Source organism: Streptomyces sp. NPDC050264 (genome assembly GCF_040655895.1).
GTDB lineage: Bacteria > Actinomycetota > Actinomycetes > Streptomycetales > Streptomycetaceae > Streptomyces.
The window spans coordinates 101565-127377 of sequence record NZ_JBFAKV010000026.1; the positions used below are offsets into that span (position 1 = coordinate 101565).

Consider the following 25813-nt stretch of genomic DNA (forward strand, 5'->3'; position numbering starts at 1 on the left):
GTTCCGTTCGGCCGGGACAGGTGCCCGGCTTGTGGTGCAACGGAGCGGCCTTCCTTGGGGTTGCGGCTCCGAACGGGTGAATAGCCGTTAGGGCATTGAAGTGCGTTACGGAGAGTCGCCGTGATGGAGGCGATAATTTCACAAATCCAACACACATCGTGTATCAAGTAAAACTCGCTCTCCGGCCGCTACTGTTGGCCGCTCCTCGTTCGAGCGGCAAGGGTCCGGGGAGTCGACAGATAAGTGTGACTTTCTTATTTGTTGCTCTGCATCGCAGAGAAACTTCTCATTTCTGAAAGGGAAGTCGGCCGTGCCAAATGTCAAAGGCTGTGTCCTGCGTCGTATGACTGTGGGCCTGTTGTCCCTGGCGGCGGTTGCCCTGACCTGCCAGGCCACCGCGTCCCCGGCGGCGCCGGTGGCCGAGGAGTCCCGCATCCCGTTCACCACGCGGTACGACTCCGTGCTCCACGGCGGGTTCGTCCGCGCGGCCAACGCGGCGATCACGTGCAGGGGCGCCGACTCGGCCAAGAACGTGGGGTGTTCCGCGGCGCGTGCGGGCGCGACGGCGAGCAACGGCGATTTCGACATGTTCTACACGGACGTCGACCGCGACCCCAACACCTACAACTCGACCCGGGCAGAGGTCCGGCTGCCCGCCGGAGCACGCCTCGCCTACGCGCGTCTGTACTGGGGCGGGAACCTCCGGGTCGGCGAACAGAAGCCGCCCCGCGACAACGGCCGCGTCCTGGTCGCCGAGCCGGGCGGCGAGTACAAGCAGGTGCTGGCCGACAGTGTGGTCGGGCACCGGGTGGCCAACGGCGCGGACGCGTTCCAGGCCTCGGCGGACGTCACCGACCTGGTGCGGGCCGGCGGATCCGGCCTGTACACCGTGGCGCAGGTGAACGTCGCGATGGGGCGTACGGCCGCCGGTGCCTGGGGCGGCTGGACGCTCGTCGCCGCCTACGAGAAGGAGTCCGAGCCGCTGCGGCACCTGTTCCTGCAGGACGGCTTCGACACCTTCAGCGAGCAGCACACCAGCCAGGACTTCCACGTCGAAACGGCGCCCGCCGAGGGCGCGAAGGGCTATGTGGGGCTGGTCGCCTACAACGGTGACCGCGGCCGGACCGGCGACTCCCTGACGGCCTGGACCGGCCGGCGGAGCCCGGTGACGCTGTCCGACCGGGCCAACCCCGCGCGTGACGTCCTCAACTCGACCATCACCGAACCCGGTACGCGGCCGTCCGAGCGCGTGCCCGCCCACGACAACACCCTGGGCTACGACTCCGACGTGTTCCCGCTGGGCCGGGCCGTCGGCCGGGGTGCCACGGCGCTGGACCTCCGGCTGGCCTCCCCCGAGGACGCGGCCTGGATCGGCGTGCTCTTCGGCGCCGTCGACGTCCGCCCCTGACCGGCCCGGCCCCCGTTCTCCAGCCAAGCAGCCCCAACAGCCAAGCAGCCAAGGAAAAGGCGATGCATGTGACGTCTGCACCCGTGCCGCCGCATGTCCTTCATGTGACGCAACCGGTCGACGGCGGAGTCGCGCGGGTGGTGGCCGACCTCGTGCGCAGGCAACTCGCCGCCGGGATGAAGGTCTCGGTGGCCTGTCCCGCCTCCGGCGCCCTCCCCCGTCTCCTGGCCTCCTCGGGATGTGACGTCCTGGAGTGGCAGGCGTCGCGCTCCCCGGGGAAGGGCCTGATCCAGGAAGGGCTCCGGCTGGCCGACGTGGTGGCCCGGACCCGGCCGGACCTCATCCACGCCCACAGCGCCAAGGCGGGTCTGATCACCCGGCTCGTCGTCCGGGGCCGCGTCCCCACCGTCTTCCAGCCGCACGCCTGGTCCTTCGAGGCCGTCCGCGGGGTCAACGCCCGGATGGCCCTGAGCTGGGAACGGCTGGGCGCGCGCTGGGCCTCCCGGCTCGTCTGTGTCAGCCGCGCCGAACAGAGCACCGGCAGGAGCCAGGGGATCGACGCGGAGTGGCGGCTCGTCCCCAACGGCGTGGACCTGCAGCGCTTCCGTCCGGCGGAGCCCCGCGGCACGGCACCCCGCGGGCCCGGCGACGGGCCGCTCGCCGTGTGCGTGGGCCGGCTGTGCCGGCAGAAGGGCCAGGACATCCTGGTCGAGGCGTGGAAGGAAGTGCTCCGCGAACTGCCCCGGGCGCGTCTGGTGCTGGTGGGTGACGGGCCGGAGACGGCGCAGTTGCGGGCCGCCGCGCCGCGCTCCGTGTCGTTCGTCGGCGCGGTCGACGATCCGGTGCCCTGGTACCGGGCGGCGGACCTGGTCGTCATGCCCTCGCGGTGGGAGGGCATAGCGCTCGCTCCGCTGGAAGCCATGGCCTGCGGCAGTCCGGTCCTCGTCACGGACGTGGACGGAGCCCGCGAGAGCCTGCCGCCCCGCCTGGCGCAATCGTGTGTGGTCCCGCCGGAGGACGCCGCGGCTCTGGCCCGCGCCCTCATCGGCCTGCTGCGCGACACCGAAGGACTCCGCTCCCTGGGCCGTGACGCCTACCGCCATGTGCACGCCCACCACGACGTACGGCACACCGCCGCGGCGGTCGCGGCGGTGTACGGCGAACTTCTGGGCCCGGAGATCACCGAGCAAAGAGAGCCGATCACGACGTGACCCCGGAACGAACCGTCGCTCCCGCGGCCGGTCCGCAGCTCACCGTGGACGAGGCAGCCGCCTCCGCCATGGTCGTGGCCCAGCGGACCGCCGACGGCAACAAGCTCACCCTGATCGGTGGCCCCGCCCGGGACCACTCCTCCCGCGTACTCCTGCTCGCGGCGGACAGTACGGCGGCGCTGCTCGCCACCGCCGCCCTCACCTCGCCGCAGCGTCACCCGCTGCTGGTGGCCGGTTTCGTCGTCCTCGTGCTGGTCCTGCTCCGGTCGGCCGGCCTGTACCGGCGGATCGAGTCGCGCCGCGTCCTCGACGACCTCCCCGCCGTCGCCGGCCGCCTCGCGCTCGCCTGGTGCGTGCTGACGGCGGCCCTGGCGACCCTGCCGTCCCTCCAGCGGATTCCGCCGCACGCCGTGCTCACGGGATGCGCGGCGCACGGCGTGCTCACCGTGGTGTCCCGTGCCCTCGTCCACTGGCGGTGCAGGGCGGCCCTGATCCGCCGGCCCCGCGCGACCCTGCTGGTCGGCCCGGAGCCGGAGGCGAGCCAGGTCGCCGCGGCTCTCCAGCGCGGCCGTCCGAGCGGGATCCGTCTCGTGGGCATCGTCAACGGCGAGGCGGCCGACCCGCGCAGCGAGGGCGAGGAAGCCCCGTTGCCCGTACTGACGAGCGTGGACGACGTACGGCGCGCGGTGATCCAGAACGGGGTGCGGCGCGCGATCCTCCTGGGCAGCGCGGGCGACCCGCGGTACCGGCCCTGGCTGCGCAGCCTCGCTGAACTGCGGTGCGAATTCTGGGAGTTGGACCCTAACCCGTCGGTGTACGTGTCCGAGGGGCAGGATGCGGACGGCCACCTGGCCGGGTTCCGCTACCGCCCGCTGAGCGGGGCCGCGCAGCGGCTGCACCCCGGCAAACGCGCCCTGGACGTGGCCGTCTCCGCCGTCCTGCTGGTGCTGGCCGCTCCGGTGCTCCTGGTGTGCGCGCTCCGGCTCCGGATCGGTGAGGGGCCCGGTGTGGTGTTCCGGCAGGAGCGCGTCGGCCAGGACGGCCGCACGTTCACGCTGCTGAAGTTCCGCACCCACCGCCCGGCGGACCCGATGGAGTCCGCGACGCGCTGGAGCGTCGCCAACGAGCACCAGATGCCGTGGTTCTGCCGGTTCCTGCGCCGGACCTCGCTGGACGAGCTGCTGCAGCTGTGGAACGTCTTCCGCGGTGACATGAGCCTGGTCGGCCCGCGCCCCGAACGCCCGTACTTCGTCATGAAGTTCGGCGAGACCTACCCCGGCTACAGCGAGCGGCACCGGGTGCCGACCGGCATCACCGGCCTCGCCCAGATCAACGGGCTGCGCGGCGACACCTCCATCGAGGACCGCTGCCGGTTCGACAACGCCTACATCGACAGCTGGTCGCTGTGGCGGGACGTCTGCATCCTGATCCGCACGGCGACCGAATTCTTCCGCCCCACGGGGAGTTGACGAAGTGACAGCCGTACCCGTCTTCACCGAGGTACGCACCGGTCCGGCGGCCGCATGGTTACGGACCGTGCGCCGGGCGGGGCCCGTGCTCCCCATCCTGCTGCTGATCAGCCTGCTGGCCCTGCCGCTGGGGGCGATGGGCGGTGACGCGGGCAGCGGGCAGACGCCGGCCGACGCGGTCTCCGGTCTCGTGGTGCTCTTCTGCGTCGTCCGTGCCGTGCGCGGTGGGCTGCGCCCGCTGACCCGTACGGCCTACGTCGTCCTCGGTCTGCCCGTGATCGCCGTCGCGGTGGCCGCCCTCGGCGCGGGTTCGGTGGCGAACGCCCTTGAAGGGATGGTGCGTTACTACCAGATCTTCGTGCTCGTGCCCGCCGCCGTGCTGCTGCTCGTACGCGACCGCGGCGACTTCCGGCTGGTCGGCTGGGCGCTGGTCGCGCTGGGCCTGTGGCAGGGGTCGATCGGCGTCTACCAGTACCTGACCGGTACGGGCGCCTCGTACGCCGGTGAGGACATCCGGGCCGTCGGCACGTTCGGGGCCACGGATGTGATGGGCATGTCCACCGTGGTCGCGTACGGGCTGATCTGCGCCGTGGCTCTTGCCCTCGGCGGCGGCACCCCGCGCGTGCGGCTCACCGCCCTGGCCTGCGCGCTGGGGCTGCTGGTGCCGCTGGCGCTCTCCTTCAGCCGCGGCGCGTGGATCGCGACGGGCGTGGTCTGCGTCCTGCAGATCGTGCTCGCCGGACTGCGTCGTGCCGCCCGGCTCTTCGTCGTGGGGGCCGCCGCGGCGGTCGTCCTCGTCGGCGGGTTCGGTGTGGGGACGTCGATGCTCCAGGAACGCCTGAGCAGCATCACGCAGGTCGCGGCCACGCCCGACCAGTCGGTGACGGACCGGTACACCATGTGGGCGGCGGCGATCGACATGTGGGAGGAGCACCCCGCGACCGGGGTGGGGCTCAAGAACTTCCCCGCGTACCGCGACAGCCACGCGTCGATCGCGCTGTCCGCCGGCAGTGACGTCGCCGGCGCGGGAGCCGTCTTCCACCGGCAGCCCCTGCTGTCGCCGCACAACATGTATCTGCTGGTCCTCAGCGAGCAGGGCCTGCTGGGTCTGGGCGCCGTCGTGGGGAGCTGGGCCGCGCTGCTGGTGTGCGGTCTGCGGCGGCTCGCCACGGCCCATCACCGGGCCCGTGGCCTGGACTGCGCGCTCATCGCCTGCGGGCTGCTGCTCTGGCAGCTGATCGACTTCGCGTACGCGGACATCGGCGGGCCGTCCACCGTGCTCACCGCCGTGGTCTTCGGGGCGGTCGCCTGGTGGGCGCTGGCACCGTCCGCCCTCTCCGAGGCGGGGGAGCGATGAAACCCACTCTCCCGCTCGACGGAGAAGAGACCGTGCGTTCTCCCGCCATGCCGTCGCAGGCGACGGCCGAGCCGTCCGCGCCGCCCGGCGCCGGGAAGAGCCCCGACGTACCCGGCACGTCGAGCACCTTCCTGGCCCGGGCCGCGCTGCTGACGGCCGTGCTCTCCGCCGCCGGGTCACTGCTCGGCCTCGTCCGGGACCAGACGCTGGCCCACCTCTTCGGGGCGGGCAGCGCGACGGACGCCTTCCTGGTGGCGTGGACGGTGCCCGAGGTGGCCACGACGCTGCTGATCGAGGACGGGCTCGCGTTCATGCTCGTCCCCGCTTTCAGCGCCGCGATCGCCGCGCGGGCCACCGCGCTGCCGACGGAGCAGGACCCGGTGCGGGCCCTGGTGGCGGGCTCGCTGCCCCGGCTCGCCCTGGCCTTTTTGGCCTCCGCCGTGCTCCTGATGATCGGAGCGCCGCAACTCGTCGAACTGCTCGCTCCCGGCCTTCCCGATCCCCAACTGGCAGTCGACTGTACGAGGTTGACCGCGACCTGCCTACTGACCTTCGGGCTCACCGGATACTGCAGCGCCGCCCTGCGGGCCCACAGCAGCTACCTCGCCCCGGCCGCCATCTACGTCGCGTACAACACGGGCATCATCGTCACGCTGCTGGTGCTGGCCGACCGCTGGGGTGTCCGCGCCGCCGCCGCGGGCGTGGCGGTCGGCGGGGGACTGATGGTGCTCGTCCAGGCGCCGTCACTGCGCCGCCGTCTGAAGAGCGCGGCCAGCGGGAGCGCGCCCGTGCGGGGCGTGGACGCGAAGGCGTCGAAGAGGCAGTCCATGGACCTGGCGCTGATCGCGACCGTCCTGCTGTTCGCGCTGTGCCGGCAGTCGCAGGTCTTCATCGAGCGCTTCCTCGCCTCCTCCCTGCCGTCGGGCGCCATCTCGCACCTCAACTACGCGCAGAAGGTCGCCCAGTTGCCGATGGTGCTCTCCCTGATGCTGTGCACCGTCACCTTCCCGGTCGTGGCCAACGCCCTGGCCCGGGGCGACATCGAACGGGCCCGGGACCGGGTGGAGCGCGACATCGCGCTCGCCGCCTGCATCGTCCTGTCCGGGGCGGCCGTGGTGTTCGCCGGCGCCCCCGAGATCATCCAACTCCTGTTCCAGCGCGGCGCGTTCACCGGCCAGGACACCGCCGCCACCGCCTCCATCATGCGCGTCTACTCGCTCGGCCTGCTCGGGCACTGTCTCGTCGGCGCGCTGGTCCGCTCCTACTTCTCCGCCGGCCGGCCCACCTGGTACCCGGTGGCCGCGATGGCCGCGGGCATGACGCTCACCGCCGGAGCGGGCACCTGGGCGGTCGCCTTCTGGGGCGTCGGGGGCATCGCCGCCGCCAACGCTCTGGGCATCACCTTCACGGCGGTGCTGCTGCTCACGGCGATGGACCGGCGCAGCGTCCCCGTACGGCTTCCCGTGGTGCTGCTCGAACTCGGCAAGACCCTGCTCGCGGCGGTCGCCGCCACCGGCGCGGGCCTGCTGTGCACGTCCCGTATCGAGCAGCCTCTCGCGGCTCTCGCCCTCGCCTGCCTGGCCATCGGGGCCGTCTTCGCCTTCCTGCTGTGGGCCCTCAACGTCCAGGCATTCCTGCCCGCCGTCCGCATCGCGACCAGAAAGCTTCGGAATGTCAGTTGAAACTGCGCTCCAGGAATCACCCGGCCACAGAACGAGGGACCTGCTGCCCGGGCGTTCGCCGTGGGTGGCGATGTACCACTCGGTGGACGACTGCGCCGACGACCCCTACAACGTCACCGTCACCCCCGACCGGCTGCGCCAGCAGCTGCACTGGCTGCGCTCGCGCGGCCTGCACGGCGTCAGCGTGGCCCAGCTCCTCGACGCCCGCTGCCGGGGAGCAGGCCGCGGCCTGGTCGCCCTCACCTTCGACGACGGCTACGGCGACTTCCTGGAGAACGCCCTGCCGCTCCTCCGGCACTACGAATGCACCGCCACGGTCTTCGTCCTCCCGGGCCGGCTCGGCGGCGAGAACGGCTGGGACGCCGAGGGCCCGCGCAAGCCGCTGCTGACCGCGCAGGGCATCAGGGCGGCCGCCGCCGCCGGCATGGAGATCGGCTCGCACGGGCTGACGCACGTCGACCTCACCCTCGCCGACGACGAGCAGCGCCGGGCCGAGATCCAGCGCAGCAAACTGCAGATCGAGGAGCTCATCGGACGCGAGGTGTTCGGCTTCTGCTATCCGTACGGGTCCGTCGACGCGCAGACGGTCGAGGGCGTCCGCCGGGCCGGTTACCGGTACGGCTGCGCCATCTCCCCGGGGCCGCTCACCAGCGTGTACGCCATGCCCCGGGTCTTCGTCGGCCAGGCGGACACGCCGTGGCGCCTGGAGCTCAAGCGCCGGGTCCACCGCATTCGAAGACGCCCCTGGCAGGTCGGGGAGGACGCGCGGTGAAGGTCCTGCACGTCATCACCGGCCTGGGCGCGGGCGGCGCGGAACAGCAACTGCGGCTCCTGCTGCGGCAGTTGCCGAAGTCGCACGACGTCGTGACCCTGACCAACCCGGGGCAGGTCGCCGAAGGGCTGACCCGTGACGGCGTGCGCGTCGCCCACCTCGGCATGGCCGGCAACCGGGACGGACGCGCCCTGCCCCGCCTGGTGCGGCTCATCCGCGGCGGCCGGTACGACGTGGTCCACACGCACCTCTACCGGGCCTGCCTGTACGGCCGCACGGCGGCGCGGCTGGCCGGCGTGCGGGCCGTGGTCGCCACGGAACACTCGCTGGGCGACACACAGATCGAAGGGCGCCCGCTGTCCCGCGGCGTGCGCGCCCTCTACCTGGCGGGGGAGCGGCTGGGCCGGGCGACCATCGCGGTGTCCCCGGCCGTGGCCGAGCGGCTGCACGGCTGGGGCGTGGCACCGCACCGCGTGCATGTCGTCCCGAACGGCGTCGACGTCTCCCGCTTCACCTACGACGCGGCGGCCCGCACCAGGACCCGCAGTGCCCTCGGGCTGCCCGCCGACGCCTTCGTCATCGGCGGGGTGGGGCGCCTGGTGCCGGGCAAGCGGTTCGACGTACTCATCGACGCGCTGCGCGAACTCCCGGCGGACGTACGGCTTCTCCTGGTCGGCACCGGCCCGGAGGAGGAGGTTCTGCGGCAGGCGGCGGACCGCGCCCGGGTCGGCGACCGTGTCGTCTTCGCCGGGGAGCGGCCGCACACCGCGGCGGACCCCGGCTCCATCGATCTGCCCGCCCTGTTGTCGGCGATGGACGTGCTGGCCTCCCCTTCGGTCGACGAGGCGTTCGGGCTCGCGGTCGTGGAGGCGCTGGCCGGCGGGCTGCCGGTCCTCTACGTCACCTGTCCGGCGGTCGACGATCTGCCCGCGGGCACTGCCGTCCGGGCCGTCCGTGTCCCGTGCACGCCCGCCTCGTTCGCCGTTGAGGTGCGAAGACTCCGTGCCGAACCGGCCGACGCCAGGACGCCGTCGGAGGCCGCCCTCCACTACAGCATCGCCCGGAGCGCCACGCGGCACCTAGAGGTGTACGCGGCGGCCCTGGGCGCCTCGACCCCAGGAGTGAGTACGCGATGAACGAAACCACCCAGGAGAGGGCCGCCTCCCGCCCCCTGTCCGCCCGTATCGGCCGCATCGGCACCCGCGCCGGGAAAGCGCCGCGCTGGTGGCCCCTGCCGGCGGGCATCCTACTCGGAGCGCTGGCGGGCGGCGTGTACGGCGTGGCCAGTACACCGCAGTACACGGCGACCAGTTACGTGGTCGCCGTACCGATGAAGGGCGCCGACCCGATGTCCGCGACGGGCTTCGCGCAGGCCTACAGCCGGGTGGCCACTCAGGTCGCGGTGTTGAGCGACGCGCAGGTCGCGGCGGGCGTCCCGGTGGCGACTCTCCGGTCGAGCGTCCGCGCCGAGACCTCCCCGGACGCGCCCATGGTCGCGATCTCCGCGTCCTCGGACGAACCCGCCGAGGCGATGGGGATGGCCAACGCCGTCGCCCGCGCGCTGACGGCCAACGCCAGTCACACGAAGGACTCCACCCACGTCGAACTCCTGCGGTTCACGCGGGCGGTGCAGCCGACCGAGCCGTCCTCGCCCTCGGCCGGACTGACGACACTCGTCGGCACCTGCGCCGGCGGGCTGCTCGGCGGCCTGGCGCTGCTGCTCCGCCCGCGCCGCGAGCCCGGCCGCGCGACACCCACCGTGCCGGCCCCCGCCGCCGCGGCCGCGATGCGCGGCGGCGCCTGATGCCGTCGGGCGCGCCCGCGCTGCCCGCCCCGGCCGTCACGGTGTGCACCGACGCGGCCGAGTTCGGGGCGCTGCGCGAGGAGTGGAACCGCCTGCACCGCTCCTGCGGGACAGCGACACCGTTCCAGAGCCACGCCTGGCTCCACTCGTGGTGGCTCTCCTACGGCCGCCCCGGCCGGCTGCGCGTCGTACTCGTACGCCATGAAGGCCGGCTCGTGGCAGCGGCGCCCCTCATGCTGCGGCTGCGCCCCTTCCCCTCGCTGACCCCGCTCGGCACGGCCATCTCCGATTTCAGCGACGTCCTCGTCGAGGACGGGCCGGAGGGCTCGGCCGGGCGGGCCGTCGATGCCCTCGGCGCCGGGTTGTGGCGACTGGCCCGCATCGCGGTGATCGACTTCCGTGAAGTGCGGCCGGGCAGCACGGTGGAGTCCCTCCACGACCGCTGGCCGGGTCCGCGCCGCCGGCTCGACGACTCGCCGTGCCTGGAGCTGCCCGCGCTGCCGATGGAGGACCTGGTGCAGCGGCTGCCCCGGCCGCGGGCGCAGCGGGCCCGCGCCAAACTGCGCAAGCTGGACGCGATGGGGATCGAGCGCCGCGTCGTCCCCACCGCCGAGGTGGGCCCGTCGGTACGGCGCCTCCTGGAACTGCACCAACTGCAGTGGCAGGAAAGGAAGGTGACCACCGAGCACGTCAGGCCGCGGTTCGCCGAGCATCTGACCCGCTCGGTCACCCTGATGGCGCAGACCGGCGATGCCGTCGTCACGGAGTTCACCCTGGACGGCTCGGTCGTCGCCGCCGATCTGACCTTCCTGTCGCCCCGGCTGGCCGGCGGCTACCTCTATGGCGCGCACCCGCAACTGAGGGAGCGCAAGGTCGACGTGGCCACCATGCTGCTGCGCTCGTGCGCCCAGCACCTGCAGTCCGGCTCCCGCGACGGCGTGCTGAGCCTGCTGCGGGGCACCGAGCCCTACAAGCTGCACTGGCGGCCCGAGCAACGGGTCAACCAGCGCTTCCTGCTGGCCCGCCGCGGTTCCGCCCCGCTGCTGGCCGCGCTCCTCGCCGACGTCCGCGCCCGGTCCTGGGCCAAGCGCGCCCGACGTGCCTGGAAGGAGCGCGGTGGCGACCCGGCATAGAAGCCGCGCCGCCACCGCGTCCCACGGTCGTGCCGGGTCAGGAGTTCCCCTTCCACCAGTCGAACCGCAGGCACAGCTTGCCGCCGAGCCAGTGCTCGACCCAGTCGCCCAGGTTGACCGGCGAACACTGCGGGTTGGCCGGGGGCGTCGGTGCGGTCGGCTTCGTGGGCGTGGTGGCCGGCTTGTCGCGGCCGGTCAGCGCCGTCCGGTAGACCTGCGAGGCCTTCGGGTTGTCGGCGCACTGCCACACGCCGTGCGGGCAGTAGTCCGTGAGCGTGTTGTAGAGCGGCTTGTGCTCGTCCATCCAGGCGAGCATGCGCCGCATGTAATCGGCGTTGTCGCCGTTGCGGAAGAGCCCCCACTCCGGGTAGGAGATCGGCTTGCCGTGCTGCTTCGCGAAGTCGACCTGCGCCTGCAGCCCGTACGGCTCGGACACCTGCTCGTCGAAGGATCTGCCCGCCGGCTGGTCGTAGGAGTCCGTGCCGACGATGTCCACCACGCTGTCGCCGGGGTAGCAGTCGGTCCAGGGCACGGCGTCCCGGCCCCGGCTGGGCGTGAAGTCGAACCGGAACTTCTGCCCCGGCACGGACCGCATCACCGTGACGATCCGGTTCCAGTACTTCTTCCAGGCCACGGGGTCGGGTCCGCAGCGGTGCGTGTAGGTGGTGCCGTTCATCTCCCAGCCGAGCACGAGGACGGTGTCCGGTACGCGCAGAGCGACCAGGCGCTCGGCCAGGGTGCGGAAGTGCTGGTCGAAGTCGCCTGCCGCGCCCTGCCCGAGCAGCGTGCGCACCTGCGCGTCCGGCACGCGCGCCTCGTTGCGCTCCAGCATCGGCACATTCAGTACGAAGAGCCGGTCATCGCGTTCACGACGCCACTTGGCCCAACTGTCGAGGAACGTCGGGGAGCCCTCGATGTTGCTCCACCGGTCACCGGGAAGATAGGTGTGCCCCACGCGCAGGTCGGCGCCGCCGAGCCACTGCGACAGCTTCGTCATCCGCGTCACACCGGGCGGCCCGTAATCCAGGTAGGCCCCGAAGGCCGGGAACTTGTCCGCTCCCGCGGCCGGTGCCGGACCCGGGACCGTCGCGGCCGACGGTGCGGCCGGTGCCGGGCTCGGGACCGTCGTGGCCGACGGTGACTGCGAAGGGACCGGTTCACCGCGCGGGCTCGCGTCCGCCCGCTCGATGGTCACGGATCCCGACGCGACCATCGCGGAGATCAGGACTCCCGCCGCGATCAGCGGCAGGCGTCTGCGCGTCGTCCAACGGCGTTTTGTGACCATGTCTGCTCCTTCGTCCCGCGCTCGCTCCATTTCTGACACTCAGTCATATGAATGCGTATGGCGCCAATCGTGGAACGGCCGATGGCCGCCCTCCCTCACCCTCACGGGTTAGTTCCTGGAAAGGAATCGACACATGCTCGACCCCTGTGTGCCGGTCGTGCTGCTGCGGATCGACCCCAACCCCTTCCACCACGGCACGCTGGGGGCGGCGCGATCCCTGGGACGCTGCGGTGTGGAGGTCCATGTGGCGGCCGTGGCGGCCGGCAGCCCGGTGGCCCGCTCGCGTTACGTCACACAGATGCACCCCGCGCCACGCCCGGGCGCGTCGCTGAACGAGGTCGTCAGGATCCTGCGGCGAACGGCGGCACGGATCGCCCGGCCCGCGGTGCTGATCCCGATGGATGACGCGGGGGCCATCGCGGTGAGCCAGCTGCGCGAGACGCTGACCGAGATGTTCCTCCTGCCGGAACAGCCCGAACACCTCGCCGAGTACGTCGCGGACAAGGCACGGCTGCCCGAGCTCTGCCGCGCCGTCGGCATCGAGCACCCGGCCACGCTGCTGCCGCGGGACGAGTACGAGGCGTACAGCGGAGCCGAGGAACTCGGCCTGCCCGTCGTGGCGAAGTGGAGCCACCCGTGGCTCCTTCCCCCGGGTTCGGGCCTGCGCAGTACGAGCCTGGTCAGAACCCCGGAGGAGGCGAGGAGCCTCTACCTGAGGGGCCAGGGCACCGGCAGCGAACTGCTGCTGCAGAGGTACCTGGCCGCGGGACGGGGCAGCGACTGGTTCTTCCACGGGTACGTCGACCGGCACGGGAAGCTGCACGGCGGGGGAGCCGGCACCAAGGAGCACGCCTGGCCGCGCCGCGCTGGGCTGACCGCGGTCGGCCGCTGGGCCCCCGTCCCCGAACTGCAGGTCACCGTCGAGCACCTCGTCGAGGCACTGGAGTACCGGGGCATCTTCGACATCGACTTCAGGGTGGACGCCGAGACGGGCAAGTACTGCCTGCTGGACTTCAACCCCCGCCCCGGCGCCCAGTTCAGGGTGTTCGCGGACGGCAACGGGCTGGACGTCGTACGGGCCCAGTACCTCGACCTGACCCATCAACCACTGCCCGACGGGCGTGCCCTGCCCGGGCGCACCTTCATCGTGGAGAACTACGCGCCGCTGTCCGCGCTGCGGGCCCTGATGACATCGACGCTGCCCGCCCGACGCTCCGCCGTGACCGGGGAGTTCGCCTGGCACGCCACCGACGACGCCGCGCCCGCGCGGGCCATGGCGGCCGAATGGTCCCAGCACGCGGCCCGCCGGCTGCTGCGCCGCCCGCGCCCGGCGCCGGCCGCCGCTCCGGGGACACCCGACGAGGGTCCGAGCGGCCCGACCGAACCCGCTGCCGCCGTCCGGACCGCGACGGCTGAACGAAAGGCGAGCTGCTGATGCACGACCTGTTGGTTGTGGGCGCCGGCCCCTATGGCCTGTCCATTGCCGCCCACGCCCAAGCGCGCGGCCTCGACACCCGGGTGTTCGGACGCCCGATGGATTCGTGGCGCCACCACATGCCCCGGGGCATGTTCCTCAAGTCGGAGCCGTGGGCCTCCAACCTCTCCGCGCCGGGGGCCCGGTACCGCCTCGACCAGTACTGCGCGGGCGAAGGCCTCGTCGCCCGGCACGGCCTGCCCATCCCTGTGGAGACCTTCGCGTCCTACGGCCTGTGGTTCGCGCGGCAAGCGGTGTCGCAGCTGGACGAGCGGCTGATCGAGCACATCGACACGGCGCCCGACGGATTCGTCGTGCGGACCGAGGACGGGCAGACCCTGCGCAGCAGGGCCGTGGCCCTGGCCAACGGCCTGCTGCCGTACATGCACATCCCGGAAGCCCTGCGGGACCTGACGGGCGAGCAGGTGTCGCACAGCAGCCAGCACAACGATCTCGGCCGGTTCAGGGGCTCGGACGTCACGGTCGTCGGAGCCGGGCAGGCGGCGCTGGAGATCGCGGCGCTCCTCGCCGAACAGCAGACCCGGGTGCGGATCGTCGCGCGCGCCGCCGAACTGGCCTGGAACACGGTCCCGCCACCGTGGGAGCGCCCCCTGCACAAGAGCCTGCGTGCTCCGCACAGCGGGCTCGGCAGCGGCTGGCGCAACTGGTTCTACTCCGAGAGGCCGGGCGCGTTCAGAAGGCTGCCGGAACGCACCCGGGCCGCCATCGCCACGACAGCGCTCGGACCCGCGGGTGCCTGGTGGGTCAGGGACCGGGTGGACGCCGGCGCCATCGACATCCGGATGGGGCGCACCCTCGTGGACGCGAAGCCGGCGGCGGGCCGGATCCACCTGCGCGCAGTGGGTTCCCCGCAGGGCATGGAGGACTTCGAGACCGATCACGTCATCGCGGCCACGGGGTTCCAGGCGACCTGCGCGCGGATGACGCTGCTCGCACCCGGCGTGCGACAGAAGCTGGCCCGGCCCGAGGAGACACCGCGGGTGGCGCGGGGCTTCGCCGCCGCCTGCCCGGGTCTTTTCCTCGCGGGCCTGGTGACGACGCCCGACTACGGGCCGGCGATGCGCTTCGTCCACGGAGCGACCTACACGGCGCCCACCCTGGTCGACGGGGTCGAGCGGTACCTGAAGCGGCAGCCCTGGCGCGGGAGTTCGGCGGTTCCGCCGGGCAGGAGGCATGCCCAGGACCCGGTGACGGTCGCCTCCGAGAGCTGAGGCGGCGGCTACGGGGCTCGATGGGGTGACAGCGCGGGCAAACGGGTGAACCGGTACTCCGGGGCCCGCGGGTCGGTGGTGCACTGTCGCCTGCCATGAGAACGGCCGCGCTGCCTTCCGTCCAGCCGTCGGCTTCACGCCGATGGAGGGCAGCCTGTATCCGCGGCGTCCTCTGGGGGCCGGGAAGAGTGTTGGCGTAGCTCTTCCCGGCCCGACACTCAGCGCCGTGCGGAGCGGGCCCTGCGGTACAGGATTCCGCCGCCGAGCATGAGGCCGGCGCCGGCCGCCGCTGCCGCCAGGACGTTCTGGTCGACTCCCGTCTCGGCGAGCTGCTCCCGCGCCACCGGCGCCCGGAGAACGGCCGGCGCATCCACCGAGGGCACGTGCCGGCGACTGACCGCGTCGACCTCCACGGCGTGGTGCCCGCCGGGGACGGCCCGGTCGGTGGGCGGCTCGGACGGCCCCTCGGGCGGCGCCGGGGGCACCTCGTCCTCGCCGGGGCCCGGTGTGGCCGGCGTGTCCCCGCCGTTCGCGCACGCGTTGCCCATGGCGGGGTTGAGCACACCCACCACATCGACGGTGTCGCCGCACAGATTCAGGCCGACGTTCACCGGGGCCTGCACGGAGTTGCCCGCCAGGACGCCACTGGAGTGCGTCGAACTCCCGGTGGCGGTGGCCGAGTCGGCGTGGGGCGCGGGTGCCTCGGCGGGACCGCGCTCGGGCGCGCTGTCGTCCCCGTATCCGCCCGTCCGCGGGCGGCTGACCGAGGAAGCGACGGCGTGGGCGTGCCCCTCGTTCTTGCACGTGTTGCCCATGGCGGGATTCCCCACGCCCACCGCGTCGACGGAGTTGCCGCAGAGATTGACCGGTACCGCCACAGGAGCCGCGACCGAGTTGCCCGACAGTACGCCGGGAGAACCGCCGGACTGTGCCGCGCCGCCCGTCCCGGCGATCGCGCTGCCGCCGGGCATGGACAGAATGCCTGTCGCCGCCGCGGCCGCCACAACCCCGATTCTCAGTGCCTGCTTCAATGTGTTTCCCTTCCTGCTCCAAATTCGAAGCCGACCCTGGAGCTCGGAGGCATCCAGGGTCGGCCGGGGGACTAACTGCGGTTCCCGCGTCAGTCGTTGGCGCAGGTGTTGCCGAAGGCGGGGTTCAGCAGACCGATGACGTCCACGGTGTTGCCGCAGAGGTTGACCGGGATGTGGACGGGGACCTGCAGCAGGTTGCCCGACAGGACACCCGGGGAGCCCACGGCCGCACCCTGCGCGCCGGAGTCGGCGAACGCCGGGGCCGCCATGCCGAGGGCCATGACCGCACCGGCCACGATGGTGGCGCTCTTCTTGACAGACATGTTGTTTCTCCTGTTTCCGAGGAAGTTTTCAAGGCGTCCGAGCGGCCAGGCAGTCACCTGTACCGCCCGGACTCCCCGCGATAAAAAGGCCCGAACCGCCCGCAGTTGAAGGATGCGGACGGCCCGGGCCGGGTGCGCGGTGGCCGATCAGCCGTTCTGCGTACCGTTGGCGGAGAGGACCGGGATGTCATCCAGGATGTGCGACAGCGGCTCGTCGCCCTTGGCCTGCGTCGAGTTCTCGACACACTGCTGGTTCTGCGGGGCCGACAGGATCGGGATGTCCTGAACGGCGACGTTCACGAGGCCGACCAGCGAGCCGACGTTGGCCTTGACCGGCAGACCGATGCAGGGCTTGTTCAGCGAACCCTGGACCAGGCTGAGCTGCGGGCTCATGTCGCCGTCGGTCGAGGAGTTACCGAAAGCCTGCGACGCGCCGTTGCCGCTGGCGGACGTGGTGCCGCTGTCGTCACCGAGCGCCAGCGCCTGCGGCGCGGCCGCAGCGGAGACACCGACGACGGACACGGCGACTGCAGCTGCAGCCATTGCCTTCTTGAGCATTTTTTCTGTTCCTTTTCTGACAGGCACCGGTTACTGCGAAAGGAATAACTCCCCGAGGTCGGGATGGTTCCTCATGTTCACCCGTAACGCCGAGAGTCGGATAATCCTCACGGAGTGTCGATCCCCATCCGAGTGAATCTGTGCAACCAAACTGCCCCTTGCGTAGTTGTTACTAATGCTCTCGGAAACAACGAAGGGGAATCTCTCATGATGAAGAAGGCTGTGGCGGCTGCCGCTGTCACCGCGTCACTCGTCGGCATCTCTGCCGCGGTGGCTCCGCAGGCCCTGGCGGCGGGCGATGACGGCGGGACGACCTCGTTCAGCGGCAACGGCGCGTCGCAGGCGTACGGCAACTCGTCCACGCACGGCAACATGAGCCCGCAGATGGCGCTGATCCAGGGCTCGCTGAACAAGCCCTGCATCGGTCTGCCCGCCAAGGCCAACATCGGCTCGCTGGTCGGCCTCGTGAACGTCGCCGTTCAGGACATCCCGATCCTGTCGGCCCCGCAGAACCAGCAGTGTGTCGAGAACTCGACGCAGGCCAAGGGCGACGAGCCGCTGTCGCACATCCTGGACAACATCCCGGTCCTTTCCGGCAACGGAACCGGTAACCACTGATCCGCATGCCGTACGTGTTGGGCCGCCGGTATCGGCGGCCCAACTTTGTTTTACGAGTGCACGCGTAGTTCGCAGGTATTAGGCCGAATGGGTCAGGGTCCGCAACTGTCGCAATCCTGGCCAGTTGTCTATGCGTAGCTCCGCCAACGGAGTTCGCTCATGAAGGGAATTCGCATGAAGAAGCTGTGGGCAACCGCAACGATTGCCGCTTCCGTGGCCGGCCTGTCGGCGGTGGCTGCTCCTCAGGCTCTGGCCATCGGTGACGACGGGAGCACCACGTCGGCCAGTGGCAACGGCGCCCAGCAGGCGTTCGGCAACTCCTCCGTCAAGGGGGACCAGAGCCCGCAGCTCACCCTGGTGCAGGGCGCGCTCAACAAGCCCTGTGTCGGTCTGCCGGTCAAGGCCAACGTCGGCTCGCTGGTCGGCCTCGTGAACGTCGCCGTTCAGGACATCCCGGTCCTGTCGGCCCCGCAGAACCAGCAGTGCGCGGAGAACTCGACGCAGGCCAAGGAGGACGAGCCGCTGTCGCACCTTCTGAGCGACATCCCGGTCCTCTCGGCCAACGGTACGCAGAACCACTGAAATACCTGAGGGGCAGCTGCCGAGCGCAGCTGCCCCTCAGACGTGTCCGGGTGCTCTGACTAGCTGCCGAGCAGGTTGGTGACCGGCGCCACCAGATCCGTCACCTGGTGCAGCTCGCTCAGCTTGTTCAGCTGGTTGAGGCCTTGGAGCTGCTCGGCCGTACGGGGCACCTCGTCGCGGTGCGAGGCCGGGACGGCCATGGTGGAGACCGCGTCGAGGGTCGCGGTGGGGGAGATGGCGTTGCCGGACGAATGGGGCAGCGTGGCGGCGCCCGCGGCCGGTGCGGCGATCGCGGTGGCGCCGACTGCGATCAGGACAGCGGTGATGGCTCGTCGAGTTGAGGTCATGTCTTCATAACTGCGTGCAAGACACGGCGGACACGGGACGAGGAAGCCCCCCACTCGACAGGTCTAAATGCCGGGCGGCCGTGCGACAGGGCGTGCGACAGACCGCTCGGAGGCGGAGCGGCGGAGGGCACGGGCGCGGTCACGGAGGCGATTGGCTTTCGTCGTCCCTGATGGCGTAGAGTTGCATTCATCGACGCGGGGTGGAGCAGCTCGGTAGCTCGCTGGGCTCATAACCCAGAGGTCGCAGGTTCAAATCCTGTCCCCGCTACTGAAGTCCGAGGCCGGAATCTTTCGAGATTCCGGCCTCGTTCTGTTTGCGGGCCTTTACGGGTTTCACCCGGACGGAGCAGTAATGCTCGCCCCTGGCCCCCCTTGCGGGAACCCTTGGTGAGACGCCGTATATCGGCCGCGGACGTGGCGGGAGACTAGTGGTGGGGCAGCGAGGAGGGCGGCACGGGCTCGGGGCTGATTCCGTCGCCACGCGTGCCTTTCTCCGCGTGCTGCCCCTGTTGATGATCACGGGCGGTGCGGTCTACGAATATTTCACCCCGTCCGGATTCGCCGGCTCCCCGCTGTTCAGCGCCGCGCCCCTGGTCGTCGCCCCGTTCTTCTCGCTGGGCAGCACGATCATGGCCGGGGTCGTGTCGATCGGCGCCATCGTCGCCGTACACCTCCGGTACTCGTTCCACTCCGACGTCTACACCGAGATGGCCACCGTGGCCACGGTGTGCGTCCTGGCCTGCTTCATCAACCGGATCGTGCGCCGCGGCGACGAGCAGCTCGCCTCCGCGCGGCAGATCGCGGAGGCGGCCCAGCTCGCGGTGTTGCCGGAGCCTGCCGGGCGGATCGGCGGCCTGGCCATCGCGGCCCGGTACGAGGCGGCGCAGGCCGACGCGTTCATCGGCGGTGACCTGTACGCGGTGCAGGACACTCCGCACGGCGTGCGGCTCGTCGTCGGGGATGTGCGCGGCAAGGGCATGGGCGCGGTCGCCGCCGTGGCCGTCGTCATCGGCGCGTTCCGGGAGGCCGCCGAGCAGGAGGGCAGCCTGGAGGCGGTCGCCCAGCGCCTGGAGCGGGCGCTGGCCCGGGAGGGCGGGCGGCGCCGCGGCATCGACGACTTCGAGGGCTTCACCACCGCGGTGCTCGCCGAGATCCCGCACGGCGGCGACCTCCTGCGCATCCTCAACCGCGGCCATCCCGAGCCGATCGTGCTGCTCGAGGACGGCACGGTCCAGGTGGTCGAGCCGGCCGAGGCGGCGCTGCCGCTCGGCCTGGGCGAGCTCGGTTCCTGGCCGGACCGGGCCACCGAGGCCAGGTTCCCGCCCGCGGCGACGCTGCTGCTCTACACCGACGGGCTCTCCGAGGCGCGCAACGCGAAGGGCGTCTTCTACGACCCCGCGACCCGGCTCGCCGGGCGCCTCTTCCCGGGGCCGGGGGAGCTCCTCGCGACCCTGGCCGAAGAGGTGCGCCTGCACACCGGGGGCGGCGCCTCCGACGACATGGCGCTGCTCGCCGTACGGCGTCCTTGATCAATGTCACGAGCGGTGACCGGACGACACCGCTGCGCATAACAATTGACACTACGTCAGAAACGGGCGGGTTTGGCGTGCGTCAAAACCGACGGTCAACTCGCCCGATTCCGCCCACTGGTGCCCCGTTAAGTCCCGGCCGTGAACGTGAACGATCAATGGGAACGGCTTGGAATTACTGTCTGCTGTCTATTAACGTTCGATAACGCAGCGCGGTCGTCCCAGCCGTCACAAGCGACGGCTCCGTGCGCACACGCTTAATCCCGCAAGGGAGCCGGGGAACCACCAACTTGGGGTGAATCAGGCATCGTTCCGACGTTTTTCGGGCGTCGGGCCGTGCTCGTAGGAGACCTTCCTGCTCCGAACCCGTCAGCTAACCCGGTAGGCGAGAAGGAAGGAAAGGAGAGCGCCCCCGTGGCGTCGAACCGTCCTGCCCCCGAGTTCTCCGCATTCTCCGCCGAGCCCGCCGATGGCGGGTTCGGTGTCGAGCAGGAGAGCTGGGAGGAGTGGAATCCCACCGAGGAGTCCGTCCGTCCCGTCCGCGGCAAACACCGCGTAGCCCGGCAGCGCGGTGGGCTCGCGCGCAGCTCCACGGTCCTCGGCGTCGGCGTGATCGCCGCCGTCGGCGCGGGCGGCATCGCCAGCGCGCAGGGCGGCAAGCCCGCGGTCCACATCTCCATGCCCGACCTCTCCGCCGTCAAGGACTCGCTGCCCGAGGCCAAGTCGCTGCCCGGCGTGGGCGCGCTCATATCCGGCGGTTCCGACTCCTCGTCCGGAGCGTCCTCGGCCAGCCCGCTCACCACGATGAGCAACGGGCAGTCGGACGCGGGCGAGACGCTGCGGGCCCGCATCATGCAGCAGGCCGAGACCCAGCAGGACGCCGCCGACGCCACGGCGCAGGCCGCCGCCGAGGAGGCCGCCGCCAAGCAGGCAGCCGAGGAGGCATCGGCAAAGCAGGAGAAGGCCGAGGCCAAGGCCGCTGCCGACAAGAAGAAGGCGGAGGCGGAGGCCAAGAAGAAGGCCGAGGCCGAGCGGCTCGCCAAGCTGGCCAAGAGCTTCAAGCTCCCCGTCGCCTCGTACACGATCACCGGCACCTTCGGGCAGCCCGGAGCCATGTGGTCCTCCGGCTACCACACGGGCCTGGACTTCGCGGCCTCCACCGGTACGCCGATCTACGCCGTCCACAGCGGCACCGTCACCGAGGCCGGCTGGGCGGGCGCGTACGGCTACCGCACGATCATCACCCTCGACGACGGCACCGAGCTGTGGTTCTGCCACCAGTCCTCGGTCAACGTCAGCGCCGGGCAGAAGGTCTCCACCGGCGACGTCATCGGGCGCGTGGGCGCCACCGGCAACGTCACCGGACCCCACCTGCACCTGGAGGTCCACCCCGGCGGGGACGCCACCGGCATCGACCCGGCGGCGTGGCTGCGCGGCAAGGGCCTCACGCCCTGAGTCCGGTCCGTCCCTGCGGAACACCGTCGATGGAATAGCGGGTTCCGTAGGGGCGTTGAACGACGAATGACTTCTTCTCCCTCTCTGCGCAAGCTCGGCTCCTCCGATCTGGAGGTCTTCCCGCTCTCCCTCGGGGGGAACGTGTTCGGCTGGACCGCCGACGAGGCCGCCTCCTTCGCGGTGCTCGACGCCTACACCGCCGGCGGCGGCAACTTCATCGACACGGCAGACTCGTACTCGGCCTGGATCGAGGGCAACGAGGGCGGCGAGTCGGAGACCGTCATCGGCAAGTGGCTCAAGGCCCGCGGCAACCGTGACGACGTCGTCATCGCCACCAAGGTCGCCCGGCACCCCGACTTCCGGGGCCTGCGCGGCCCCAACATCAAGGCCGCCGCCGACGCCTCCCTCAAGCGCCTGGGCACCGACCGCATCGACCTGTACTACACGCACTTCGACGACGAGACGATCCCCGTCGAGGAGATCATCGGCGCGCTCGACGAGCTGGTGAAGGCGGGCAAGGTGCGTTCCATCGCCGCGTCGAACATCTCGCCCGAGCGCCTGCAGGAGTCCCTCGACTTCTCCGACCGCGAGGGCCTCGCCCGGTACGTCGCGATCCAGCCCCACTACAACCTCGTCTCCCGCGACACGTACGAGGGCGCCCGGCAGGACATCGCCTCCCGCGCGGGGCTCGCCGCCGTCCCGTACTACGCGCTCGCCTCCGGCTTCCTGACCGGGAAGTACCGGCCGGGCGTCACGGTCGACAGCGCGCGGGCCGGGGGTGCGGCCAAGCACCTGGAGACCGAGCGCGGGCAGAAGGTGCTGACCGCCCTCGACGCGATCGCGGAGGCCCGCGGCGCCGAGATCGCCACGGTCGCCCTGGCCTGGCTCGCCGCGCAGCCCACCGTGGCGGCGCCGATCGCGTCCGCGCGCACGGTCGAGCAGCTGCCCGCGCTCCTCGCGGTGGCCGACCTGGAGCTGACGGACGCGGAGCTCGGCCGCCTCACGGACGCCTCCGCCTAGGGGCCTGTCTTCGAACTCCCCTCGTCGCCCGGAGGGCGTGGCCGGGCAGAGGGGAGTTCGAAGACAGGCCCCTAGGAGCGGTACGGGTTGTACGCGGGGCCCTGGGGCATCGGCCCCGGCCCTGCGTACATCGGCGGCAGCCACACCGGGGCCGCGATCCGCGAGGCGTACGCGAGCGCGGAGCGCGCGTAGCCGCGCCGCTCCCACAGCGCGTCGAGCAACTCCCGCTCCCGTACGACGAAATCGGCGCCGGCCCGGCCCTTGCGGCCGCGGTGCCGGAGCAGCGCGAGCGCCGTCGCGTCCGCCTCGTACGCGGCGACCGCCGCCTCCGCCTCCTTGCCGCCGTAGTACGCGGCGTACTCCCGGGCCAGGCGGCGGGCCTTGAGCGAGCCCAGGGCGAACGGCTCGGGCGGCGCGAGCCAGCCCGCGGCGACGTATGCGGACAGCTCGTCGCGCACTGTGCGCAGCTCGCGGTGGCGCACGTACACCGCGAGCCAGGTGAGGAGGCCGAACACCGGCACCATGAACGCCGCGTACACCGCGAAGAACCCGTACTCGCCGAAGGACGACGATCCGTTCCAGAAGGCGTGCATGCCCATCGCGGCGAGCAGCCCGGCGAGCGGCAGCAGCATCCGGCGGACCCGGCCGCGCTCCGGTGTCATGATCGCGGCGAGCCCGAAACCGATGCCGGTGAGCACCGTGAACAGCGGGTGCGCGAACGGCGACATCACGATGCGCACGAAGAACGTCGCCGCCGTCACCGAGGTCAGGCCGGGACCCGTGCCGGTCAGCTGATCGGTGCCGAACGCGTTGCCCAGATACAGGATGTTCTCGGTGAACGCGAAGCCGGTCGCGGTGACCCCGGCTATCACCACGCCGTCGACGAGGCCGGTGAAGTCCCGTCTGCGGAACAGGAAGACGAGCAGCACGGCCGCGGCCTTCGCCGACTCCTCCACGACAGGCGCTATGACGGTGGCGCCGAGGGTGTCGGCGCCGGTCGGGTCGGCGGTGGCGGTCTCGATCCACCGGGTCGCGAAACTGTTCGCGACGATCGCTATCAGGGCCGCGGCGCAGGCACCCCAGGCGAAGGAGAAGACCAGGTTCCGCCAGGGTCCGGGCCGCACCCGGTCCAGCCAGCGGAACGCGGATATCAGCAGCGGCACGGGCAGCACGGCCAGGCCGAGCCCGACCAGGAAACCCTCCGTGCCGGTCTGCTCCCGCACCAGCGCCAGGATGACCGCGCCGGACAGCGCGAGCAGCGTGGCCAGGCCCGTGGCCCGGACACCCTTCCGCTCCCACCAGCGCGGGTGCGGGACCGCGCCGGCCGGCCGGGTGCCGGGGGCGTGGTCCTGGTGGGGCGGGCAGCCGGGATACGAAGCCACTCGTTGACCCTAACGAGGGATGCGGCGCGCCGCGACGGGGCCCGGGACCTTCCCGGCTACCGGCGCCGGAACAGCAGGTCGTGCACCACGTGCCCCTTGTCCAGGCCCTGGCCCTCGAAGCGGGTCAGCGGGCGGAACGCGGGGCGCGGCGCGTAACCGCCGTCGGGCCGCGTGTTCTCGTAGTCGGGATGGGCGGTGAGCACCTCGAGCATCTGCTCCGCGTACTCCTCCCAGTCCGTCGCGCAGTGCACCAGGGCTCCGGGTCTGAGCGGCCCGGCCACCTGGTCCAGGAACTCCGGCTGGATCAGGCGGCGCTTGTGGTGCCGCGCCTTCGGCCACGGGTCGGGGAAGTAGACGCGCAGCCCGTCGAGGCTGTCGTCGGGGAGCATCGCGCGCAGCAGGATGATCGCGTCGCCGTTGGCCACCCGTACATTCGTCATGCCGCCGCGCTCGGCGAGGGCCAGCAGATTGCCCTGGCCCGGGGTGTGGACGTCGACCGCGAGGATGCCGGTCGACGGGTCCTCCGCCGCCATCTGCGCCGTGGCCTCGCCCATGCCGAAGCCGATCTCCAGGACGACCCGGTCCAGGCCGGGGAAGAGCTCGGCGAGATCGAGAACACGCTGCCCGTCGATGTCCAGGCCCCACTGGGGCCACAGCCGCCGCAGTGCGTCGGCCTGCGAGGTGGTGACCCGGCTGCGGCGCGGCTGGAAGCTGCGGATGCGCCGCTCGAAGTGCGATCCGGCCGGGTCGGGCCGGGGGCCGTCGGGAAAGCGCGGCTCGTTCGGGCGCACGGGCGGGGCGGGGGGCTTGGGCGATTCGGACTCAGACACAGTGGGGTGATTTTACGGGTCCGGAGCGCGCGGCCGCTCCGGAGGCCGAGGCGTCAGGCCGGACCGAGCGCGTCGAGTGCCCGGCGGGCCACCTCTCTGCCGATGGGCAGGGAGGCCGTCGCGGCGGGCGACGGCGCGTTCAGCACATGGACCGTGCGGGGGCCCTCCTGGATCAGGAAGTCGTCGACCAGCGTCCCGTCCCGCAGCACCGCCTGCGCCCGCACCCCGGCGGGCGCCGCGACCAGGTCGTCCGGCGAGACCGCGGGCACCAGCCGGCGCACCGCGTCGGTGAACGCGCGCTTCGACGCGGAACGCAGCAACTCGCCCGCCCCGTACCGCCAGTGGCGCCGCGCGACGCGCCACGACCCGGGCCAGGCCAGCGTCCCCGCCAGCTCCCGGGGGCGGACGACGCCCCAGCCGTACCCCTCCCTGGCCAGCGCGGGTACCGCGTTCGGTCCGACGTGGACGCTGCCTTCGATGCCGCGCGTCAGATGCACCCCGAGGAACGGGAACGCCGGGTCCGGCACCGGGTACACGAGCCCGCGCACCAGCTCGGGCCTGGCCAGGTCGAAGTACTCGCCGCGGAACGGCACGATGCGCATCCGCGGGTCGTCCCCGGCGAGCCGGGCGATCTGGTCGCAGCGCAGCCCCGCGCAGTTGACCAGGACCCTGGCGCGGACGACGGAGCCGGCGGCGGTCCGCACGGCGACGCCCCGGTCGGGCCGCCGGTCGATCTGTACGACGTCCGCCCCGTACCGGATGTCGGCGCCGGACGTCTCGGCGAGGTGCTCGGCGACCGCGCGGTAGTCGGCGATGCCGGTGCTCGCGACGTGGATGGCGGCCAGGCCCCGCACCTCGGGCTCGTACTCCTGGATCTGCGTGGGACCGAGCTCGCGCACCGCGATCCCGTTCTCCCTGCCGCGCTGGACGAGGGCGTGCAGGCGCGGCAGCTCGTCCCGCTCGGTGGCGACGATCAGCTTTCCGGTGACCGCGTGCGCGATCCCGTACTCCGCGCAGAACTTGACCATCTCGGCGGCTCCGCGCACCGCGAACCGCGCCTTGAGCGAACCGGGGCGGTAATAGATCCCGCTGTGGATCACCCCGCTGTTGCGCCCCGTCTGATGCCTGGCCGGGCCCGACTCCTTCTCCAGGACGACGACCCGCGTGCCCGGTGCGGCGCGCGAGACGGCATAGGCGGTGGCGAGCCCGACGATCCCGCCGCCGATCACCAGCACGTCCCCGTCATACGCAGCCGTTCCCACCGGACCTCACCTCCTGCCCTGCATCTTGCCCGACGCCACTGACAATCCA

General features: G+C 71.7%; 24 protein-coding genes, 1 tRNA gene and 1 riboswitch. Of the genes, 17 read left to right on the plus strand and 8 right to left on the minus strand.

Annotated features, from left to right (window positions below; all coding sequences use genetic code 11):
• Nucleotides 1-343: 343 nt before the first annotated feature.
• The 9 genes from AB0J02_RS35275 to AB0J02_RS35315 all read left to right on the plus strand — a co-directional run bounded on the left by AB0J02_RS35275 (nt 344) and on the right by AB0J02_RS35315 (nt 10836).
• Nucleotides 344-1408 carry a DUF3344 domain-containing protein gene (locus AB0J02_RS35275; protein WP_363197916.1) on the plus strand — a complete coding sequence of 355 codons (1065 nt, stop codon included), beginning with the start codon at nt 344-346 and terminating at the stop codon, nt 1406-1408.
• Between the two features lie 62 nt (nt 1409-1470).
• Complete coding sequence (locus AB0J02_RS35280) at nt 1471-2619, plus strand: glycosyltransferase family 4 protein (protein WP_363197917.1); 1149 nt, start codon at nt 1471-1473, stop codon at nt 2617-2619.
• Complete coding sequence (locus AB0J02_RS35285) at nt 2616-4088, plus strand: exopolysaccharide biosynthesis polyprenyl glycosylphosphotransferase (RefSeq protein ID WP_363197918.1); 1473 nt, start codon at nt 2616-2618, stop codon at nt 4086-4088. The genes AB0J02_RS35280 and AB0J02_RS35285 overlap by 4 nt, the downstream gene beginning before the upstream one ends.
• 67 nt (nt 4089-4155) lie before the next feature.
• Nucleotides 4156-5445, plus strand: coding sequence for an O-antigen ligase family protein (locus tag AB0J02_RS35290; protein WP_363197956.1), 1290 nt, complete (start codon nt 4156-4158; stop codon nt 5443-5445).
• Nucleotides 5442-7127 carry a lipid II flippase MurJ gene (locus AB0J02_RS35295; RefSeq protein WP_363197919.1) on the plus strand — a complete coding sequence of 562 codons (1686 nt, stop codon included), beginning with the start codon at nt 5442-5444 and terminating at the stop codon, nt 7125-7127. Before AB0J02_RS35290 ends, AB0J02_RS35295 begins: the two co-directional genes overlap by 4 nt.
• Nucleotides 7117-7899, plus strand: a complete 783-nt coding sequence (locus AB0J02_RS35300) for a polysaccharide deacetylase family protein (protein ID WP_363197920.1) — start codon at nt 7117-7119, stop codon at nt 7897-7899. Before AB0J02_RS35295 ends, AB0J02_RS35300 begins: the two co-directional genes overlap by 11 nt.
• Complete coding sequence (locus AB0J02_RS35305) at nt 7896-9035, plus strand: glycosyltransferase (RefSeq protein ID WP_363197921.1); 1140 nt, start codon at nt 7896-7898, stop codon at nt 9033-9035. Before AB0J02_RS35300 ends, AB0J02_RS35305 begins: the two co-directional genes overlap by 4 nt.
• Entirely contained in the window at nt 9032-9703 is a 672-nt protein-coding gene (locus tag AB0J02_RS35310; protein ID WP_363197922.1) for a lipopolysaccharide biosynthesis protein, read from the plus strand. The genes AB0J02_RS35305 and AB0J02_RS35310 overlap by 4 nt, the downstream gene beginning before the upstream one ends.
• On the plus strand, nt 9703-10836 hold the full coding sequence (locus tag AB0J02_RS35315; protein ID WP_363197923.1) for a GNAT family N-acetyltransferase: 1134 nt from the start codon (nt 9703-9705) through the stop codon (nt 10834-10836). The genes AB0J02_RS35310 and AB0J02_RS35315 overlap by 1 nt, the downstream gene beginning before the upstream one ends.
• Before the next feature lie 37 nt (nt 10837-10873).
• Here AB0J02_RS35315 and AB0J02_RS35320 read toward each other — a convergent pair whose 3' ends face one another.
• A complete protein-coding gene (locus AB0J02_RS35320) occupies nt 10874-12121 on the minus strand; it encodes a glycosyl hydrolase (protein ID WP_363197924.1) in 1248 nt (415 codons plus the stop codon).
• Nucleotides 12122-12254: 133 nt separating this feature from the next.
• Here AB0J02_RS35320 and AB0J02_RS35325 point away from each other — a divergent pair, with 133 nt between their 5' ends.
• Together AB0J02_RS35325 and AB0J02_RS35330 are read left to right on the plus strand one after the other, a co-directional pair.
• Nucleotides 12255-13556, plus strand: a complete 1302-nt coding sequence (locus tag AB0J02_RS35325; protein WP_363197925.1) for an ATP-grasp domain-containing protein — start codon at nt 12255-12257, stop codon at nt 13554-13556.
• On the plus strand, nt 13556-14827 hold the full coding sequence (locus AB0J02_RS35330; protein ID WP_363197926.1) for a SidA/IucD/PvdA family monooxygenase: 1272 nt from the start codon (nt 13556-13558) through the stop codon (nt 14825-14827). Before AB0J02_RS35325 ends, AB0J02_RS35330 begins: the two co-directional genes overlap by 1 nt.
• Before the next feature lie 218 nt (nt 14828-15045).
• Here the strand turns inward: AB0J02_RS35330 and AB0J02_RS35335 are convergent, their stop codons facing one another.
• The 3 genes from AB0J02_RS35335 to AB0J02_RS35345 form a co-directional block, all read right to left on the minus strand.
• Nucleotides 15046-15858 (minus strand): chaplin, encoded by an 813-nt coding sequence (locus tag AB0J02_RS35335; RefSeq protein WP_363197927.1) that lies wholly within the window; start codon nt 15856-15858, stop codon nt 15046-15048.
• A gap of 89 nt (nt 15859-15947) precedes the next feature.
• Nucleotides 15948-16139: a chaplin gene (locus AB0J02_RS35340; RefSeq protein WP_363197957.1), complete on the minus strand. Its 192-nt coding sequence runs from the start codon at nt 16137-16139 to the stop codon at nt 15948-15950.
• Nucleotides 16140-16328: 189 nt separating this feature from the next.
• Nucleotides 16329-16739 (minus strand): rodlin, encoded by a 411-nt coding sequence (locus tag AB0J02_RS35345; protein ID WP_363197928.1) that lies wholly within the window; start codon nt 16737-16739, stop codon nt 16329-16331.
• Between the two features lie 207 nt (nt 16740-16946).
• Between AB0J02_RS35345 and AB0J02_RS35350 the strand changes: the two genes are divergently transcribed.
• Together AB0J02_RS35350 and AB0J02_RS35355 are read left to right on the plus strand one after the other, a co-directional pair.
• Nucleotides 16947-17357 (plus strand): rodlin, encoded by a 411-nt coding sequence (locus AB0J02_RS35350; RefSeq protein ID WP_363197929.1) that lies wholly within the window; start codon nt 16947-16949, stop codon nt 17355-17357.
• Nucleotides 17358-17531: 174 nt separating this feature from the next.
• Nucleotides 17532-17939: a rodlin gene (locus AB0J02_RS35355; protein WP_363197958.1), complete on the plus strand. Its 408-nt coding sequence runs from the start codon at nt 17532-17534 to the stop codon at nt 17937-17939.
• 59 nt (nt 17940-17998) lie between these two features.
• Here AB0J02_RS35355 and AB0J02_RS35360 read toward each other — a convergent pair whose 3' ends face one another.
• On the minus strand, nt 17999-18286 hold the full coding sequence (locus AB0J02_RS35360) for a hypothetical protein (RefSeq protein ID WP_363197930.1): 288 nt from the start codon (nt 18284-18286) through the stop codon (nt 17999-18001).
• 194 nt (nt 18287-18480) lie between these two features.
• Between AB0J02_RS35360 and AB0J02_RS35365 the strand changes: the two genes are divergently transcribed.
• The 4 genes from AB0J02_RS35365 (at nt 18481) to AB0J02_RS35380 (ending at nt 22290) form a co-directional block, all read left to right on the plus strand.
• Nucleotides 18481-18554, plus strand: a tRNA-Met gene (locus AB0J02_RS35365).
• A gap of 163 nt (nt 18555-18717) precedes the next feature.
• Entirely contained in the window at nt 18718-19815 is a 1098-nt protein-coding gene (locus AB0J02_RS35370; protein ID WP_363197931.1) for a PP2C family protein-serine/threonine phosphatase, read from the plus strand.
• A gap of 244 nt (nt 19816-20059) precedes the next feature.
• Nucleotides 20060-20218, plus strand: a riboswitch (cyclic di-AMP (ydaO/yuaA leader).
• An 11-nt stretch (nt 20219-20229) separates the two neighbouring features.
• The gene (locus tag AB0J02_RS35375; protein ID WP_363197932.1) at nt 20230-21270 is read left to right on the plus strand and encodes a M23 family metallopeptidase; all 1041 of its coding nucleotides are present in this window, start codon (nt 20230-20232) and stop codon (nt 21268-21270) included.
• A 66-nt stretch (nt 21271-21336) separates the two neighbouring features.
• Nucleotides 21337-22290, plus strand: coding sequence for an aldo/keto reductase (locus AB0J02_RS35380; RefSeq protein ID WP_363197933.1), 954 nt, complete (start codon nt 21337-21339; stop codon nt 22288-22290).
• A 71-nt stretch (nt 22291-22361) separates the two neighbouring features.
• Here AB0J02_RS35380 and AB0J02_RS35385 read toward each other — a convergent pair whose 3' ends face one another.
• From AB0J02_RS35385 to lhgO, 3 genes are all read right to left on the minus strand, one after another.
• Nucleotides 22362-23558: a PrsW family intramembrane metalloprotease gene (locus AB0J02_RS35385; protein WP_363197959.1), complete on the minus strand. Its 1197-nt coding sequence runs from the start codon at nt 23556-23558 to the stop codon at nt 22362-22364.
• Nucleotides 23559-23728: 170 nt separating this feature from the next.
• Nucleotides 23729-24502 (minus strand): tRNA (guanosine(46)-N7)-methyltransferase TrmB, encoded by a 774-nt coding sequence (gene trmB / locus AB0J02_RS35390; protein ID WP_363197934.1) that lies wholly within the window; start codon nt 24500-24502, stop codon nt 23729-23731.
• A 53-nt stretch (nt 24503-24555) separates the two neighbouring features.
• Nucleotides 24556-25764, minus strand: a complete 1209-nt coding sequence (gene lhgO, locus AB0J02_RS35395; RefSeq protein WP_363197935.1) for an L-2-hydroxyglutarate oxidase — start codon at nt 25762-25764, stop codon at nt 24556-24558.
• Between the last annotated feature and the right edge of the window lie 49 nt (nt 25765-25813).

Bases quoted from the DNA above. Each gene is read 5' to 3' on its own strand.
- AB0J02_RS35275 (WP_363197916.1), top strand. From the start codon at position 344: ATGACTGTGGGCCTGTTGTCCCTGGCGGCGGTTGCCCTGACCTGCCAG.
- AB0J02_RS35280 (WP_363197917.1), top strand. From the start codon at position 1,471: ATGCATGTGACGTCTGCACCCGTGCCGCCGCATGTCCTTCATGTGACG.
- AB0J02_RS35295 (WP_363197919.1), top strand. From the start codon at position 5,442: ATGAAACCCACTCTCCCGCTCGACGGAGAAGAGACCGTGCGTTCTCCC.
- AB0J02_RS35300 (WP_363197920.1), top strand. From the start codon at position 7,117: ATGTCAGTTGAAACTGCGCTCCAGGAATCACCCGGCCACAGAACGAGG.
- AB0J02_RS35310 (WP_363197922.1), top strand. From the start codon at position 9,032: ATGAACGAAACCACCCAGGAGAGGGCCGCCTCCCGCCCCCTGTCCGCC.
- AB0J02_RS35315 (WP_363197923.1), top strand. From the start codon at position 9,703: ATGCCGTCGGGCGCGCCCGCGCTGCCCGCCCCGGCCGTCACGGTGTGC.
- AB0J02_RS35320 (WP_363197924.1), bottom strand. From the start codon at position 12,121: ATGGTCACAAAACGCCGTTGGACGACGCGCAGACGCCTGCCGCTGATC.
- AB0J02_RS35325 (WP_363197925.1), top strand. From the start codon at position 12,255: ATGCTCGACCCCTGTGTGCCGGTCGTGCTGCTGCGGATCGACCCCAAC.
- AB0J02_RS35330 (WP_363197926.1), top strand. From the start codon at position 13,556: ATGCACGACCTGTTGGTTGTGGGCGCCGGCCCCTATGGCCTGTCCATT.
- AB0J02_RS35340 (WP_363197957.1), bottom strand. From the start codon at position 16,139: ATGGCCCTCGGCATGGCGGCCCCGGCGTTCGCCGACTCCGGCGCGCAG.
- AB0J02_RS35345 (WP_363197928.1), bottom strand. From the start codon at position 16,739: ATGCTCAAGAAGGCAATGGCTGCAGCTGCAGTCGCCGTGTCCGTCGTC.
- AB0J02_RS35350 (WP_363197929.1), top strand. From the start codon at position 16,947: ATGATGAAGAAGGCTGTGGCGGCTGCCGCTGTCACCGCGTCACTCGTC.
- AB0J02_RS35355 (WP_363197958.1), top strand. From the start codon at position 17,532: ATGAAGAAGCTGTGGGCAACCGCAACGATTGCCGCTTCCGTGGCCGGC.
- AB0J02_RS35360 (WP_363197930.1), bottom strand. From the start codon at position 18,286: ATGACCTCAACTCGACGAGCCATCACCGCTGTCCTGATCGCAGTCGGC.
- AB0J02_RS35380 (WP_363197933.1), top strand. From the start codon at position 21,337: ATGACTTCTTCTCCCTCTCTGCGCAAGCTCGGCTCCTCCGATCTGGAG.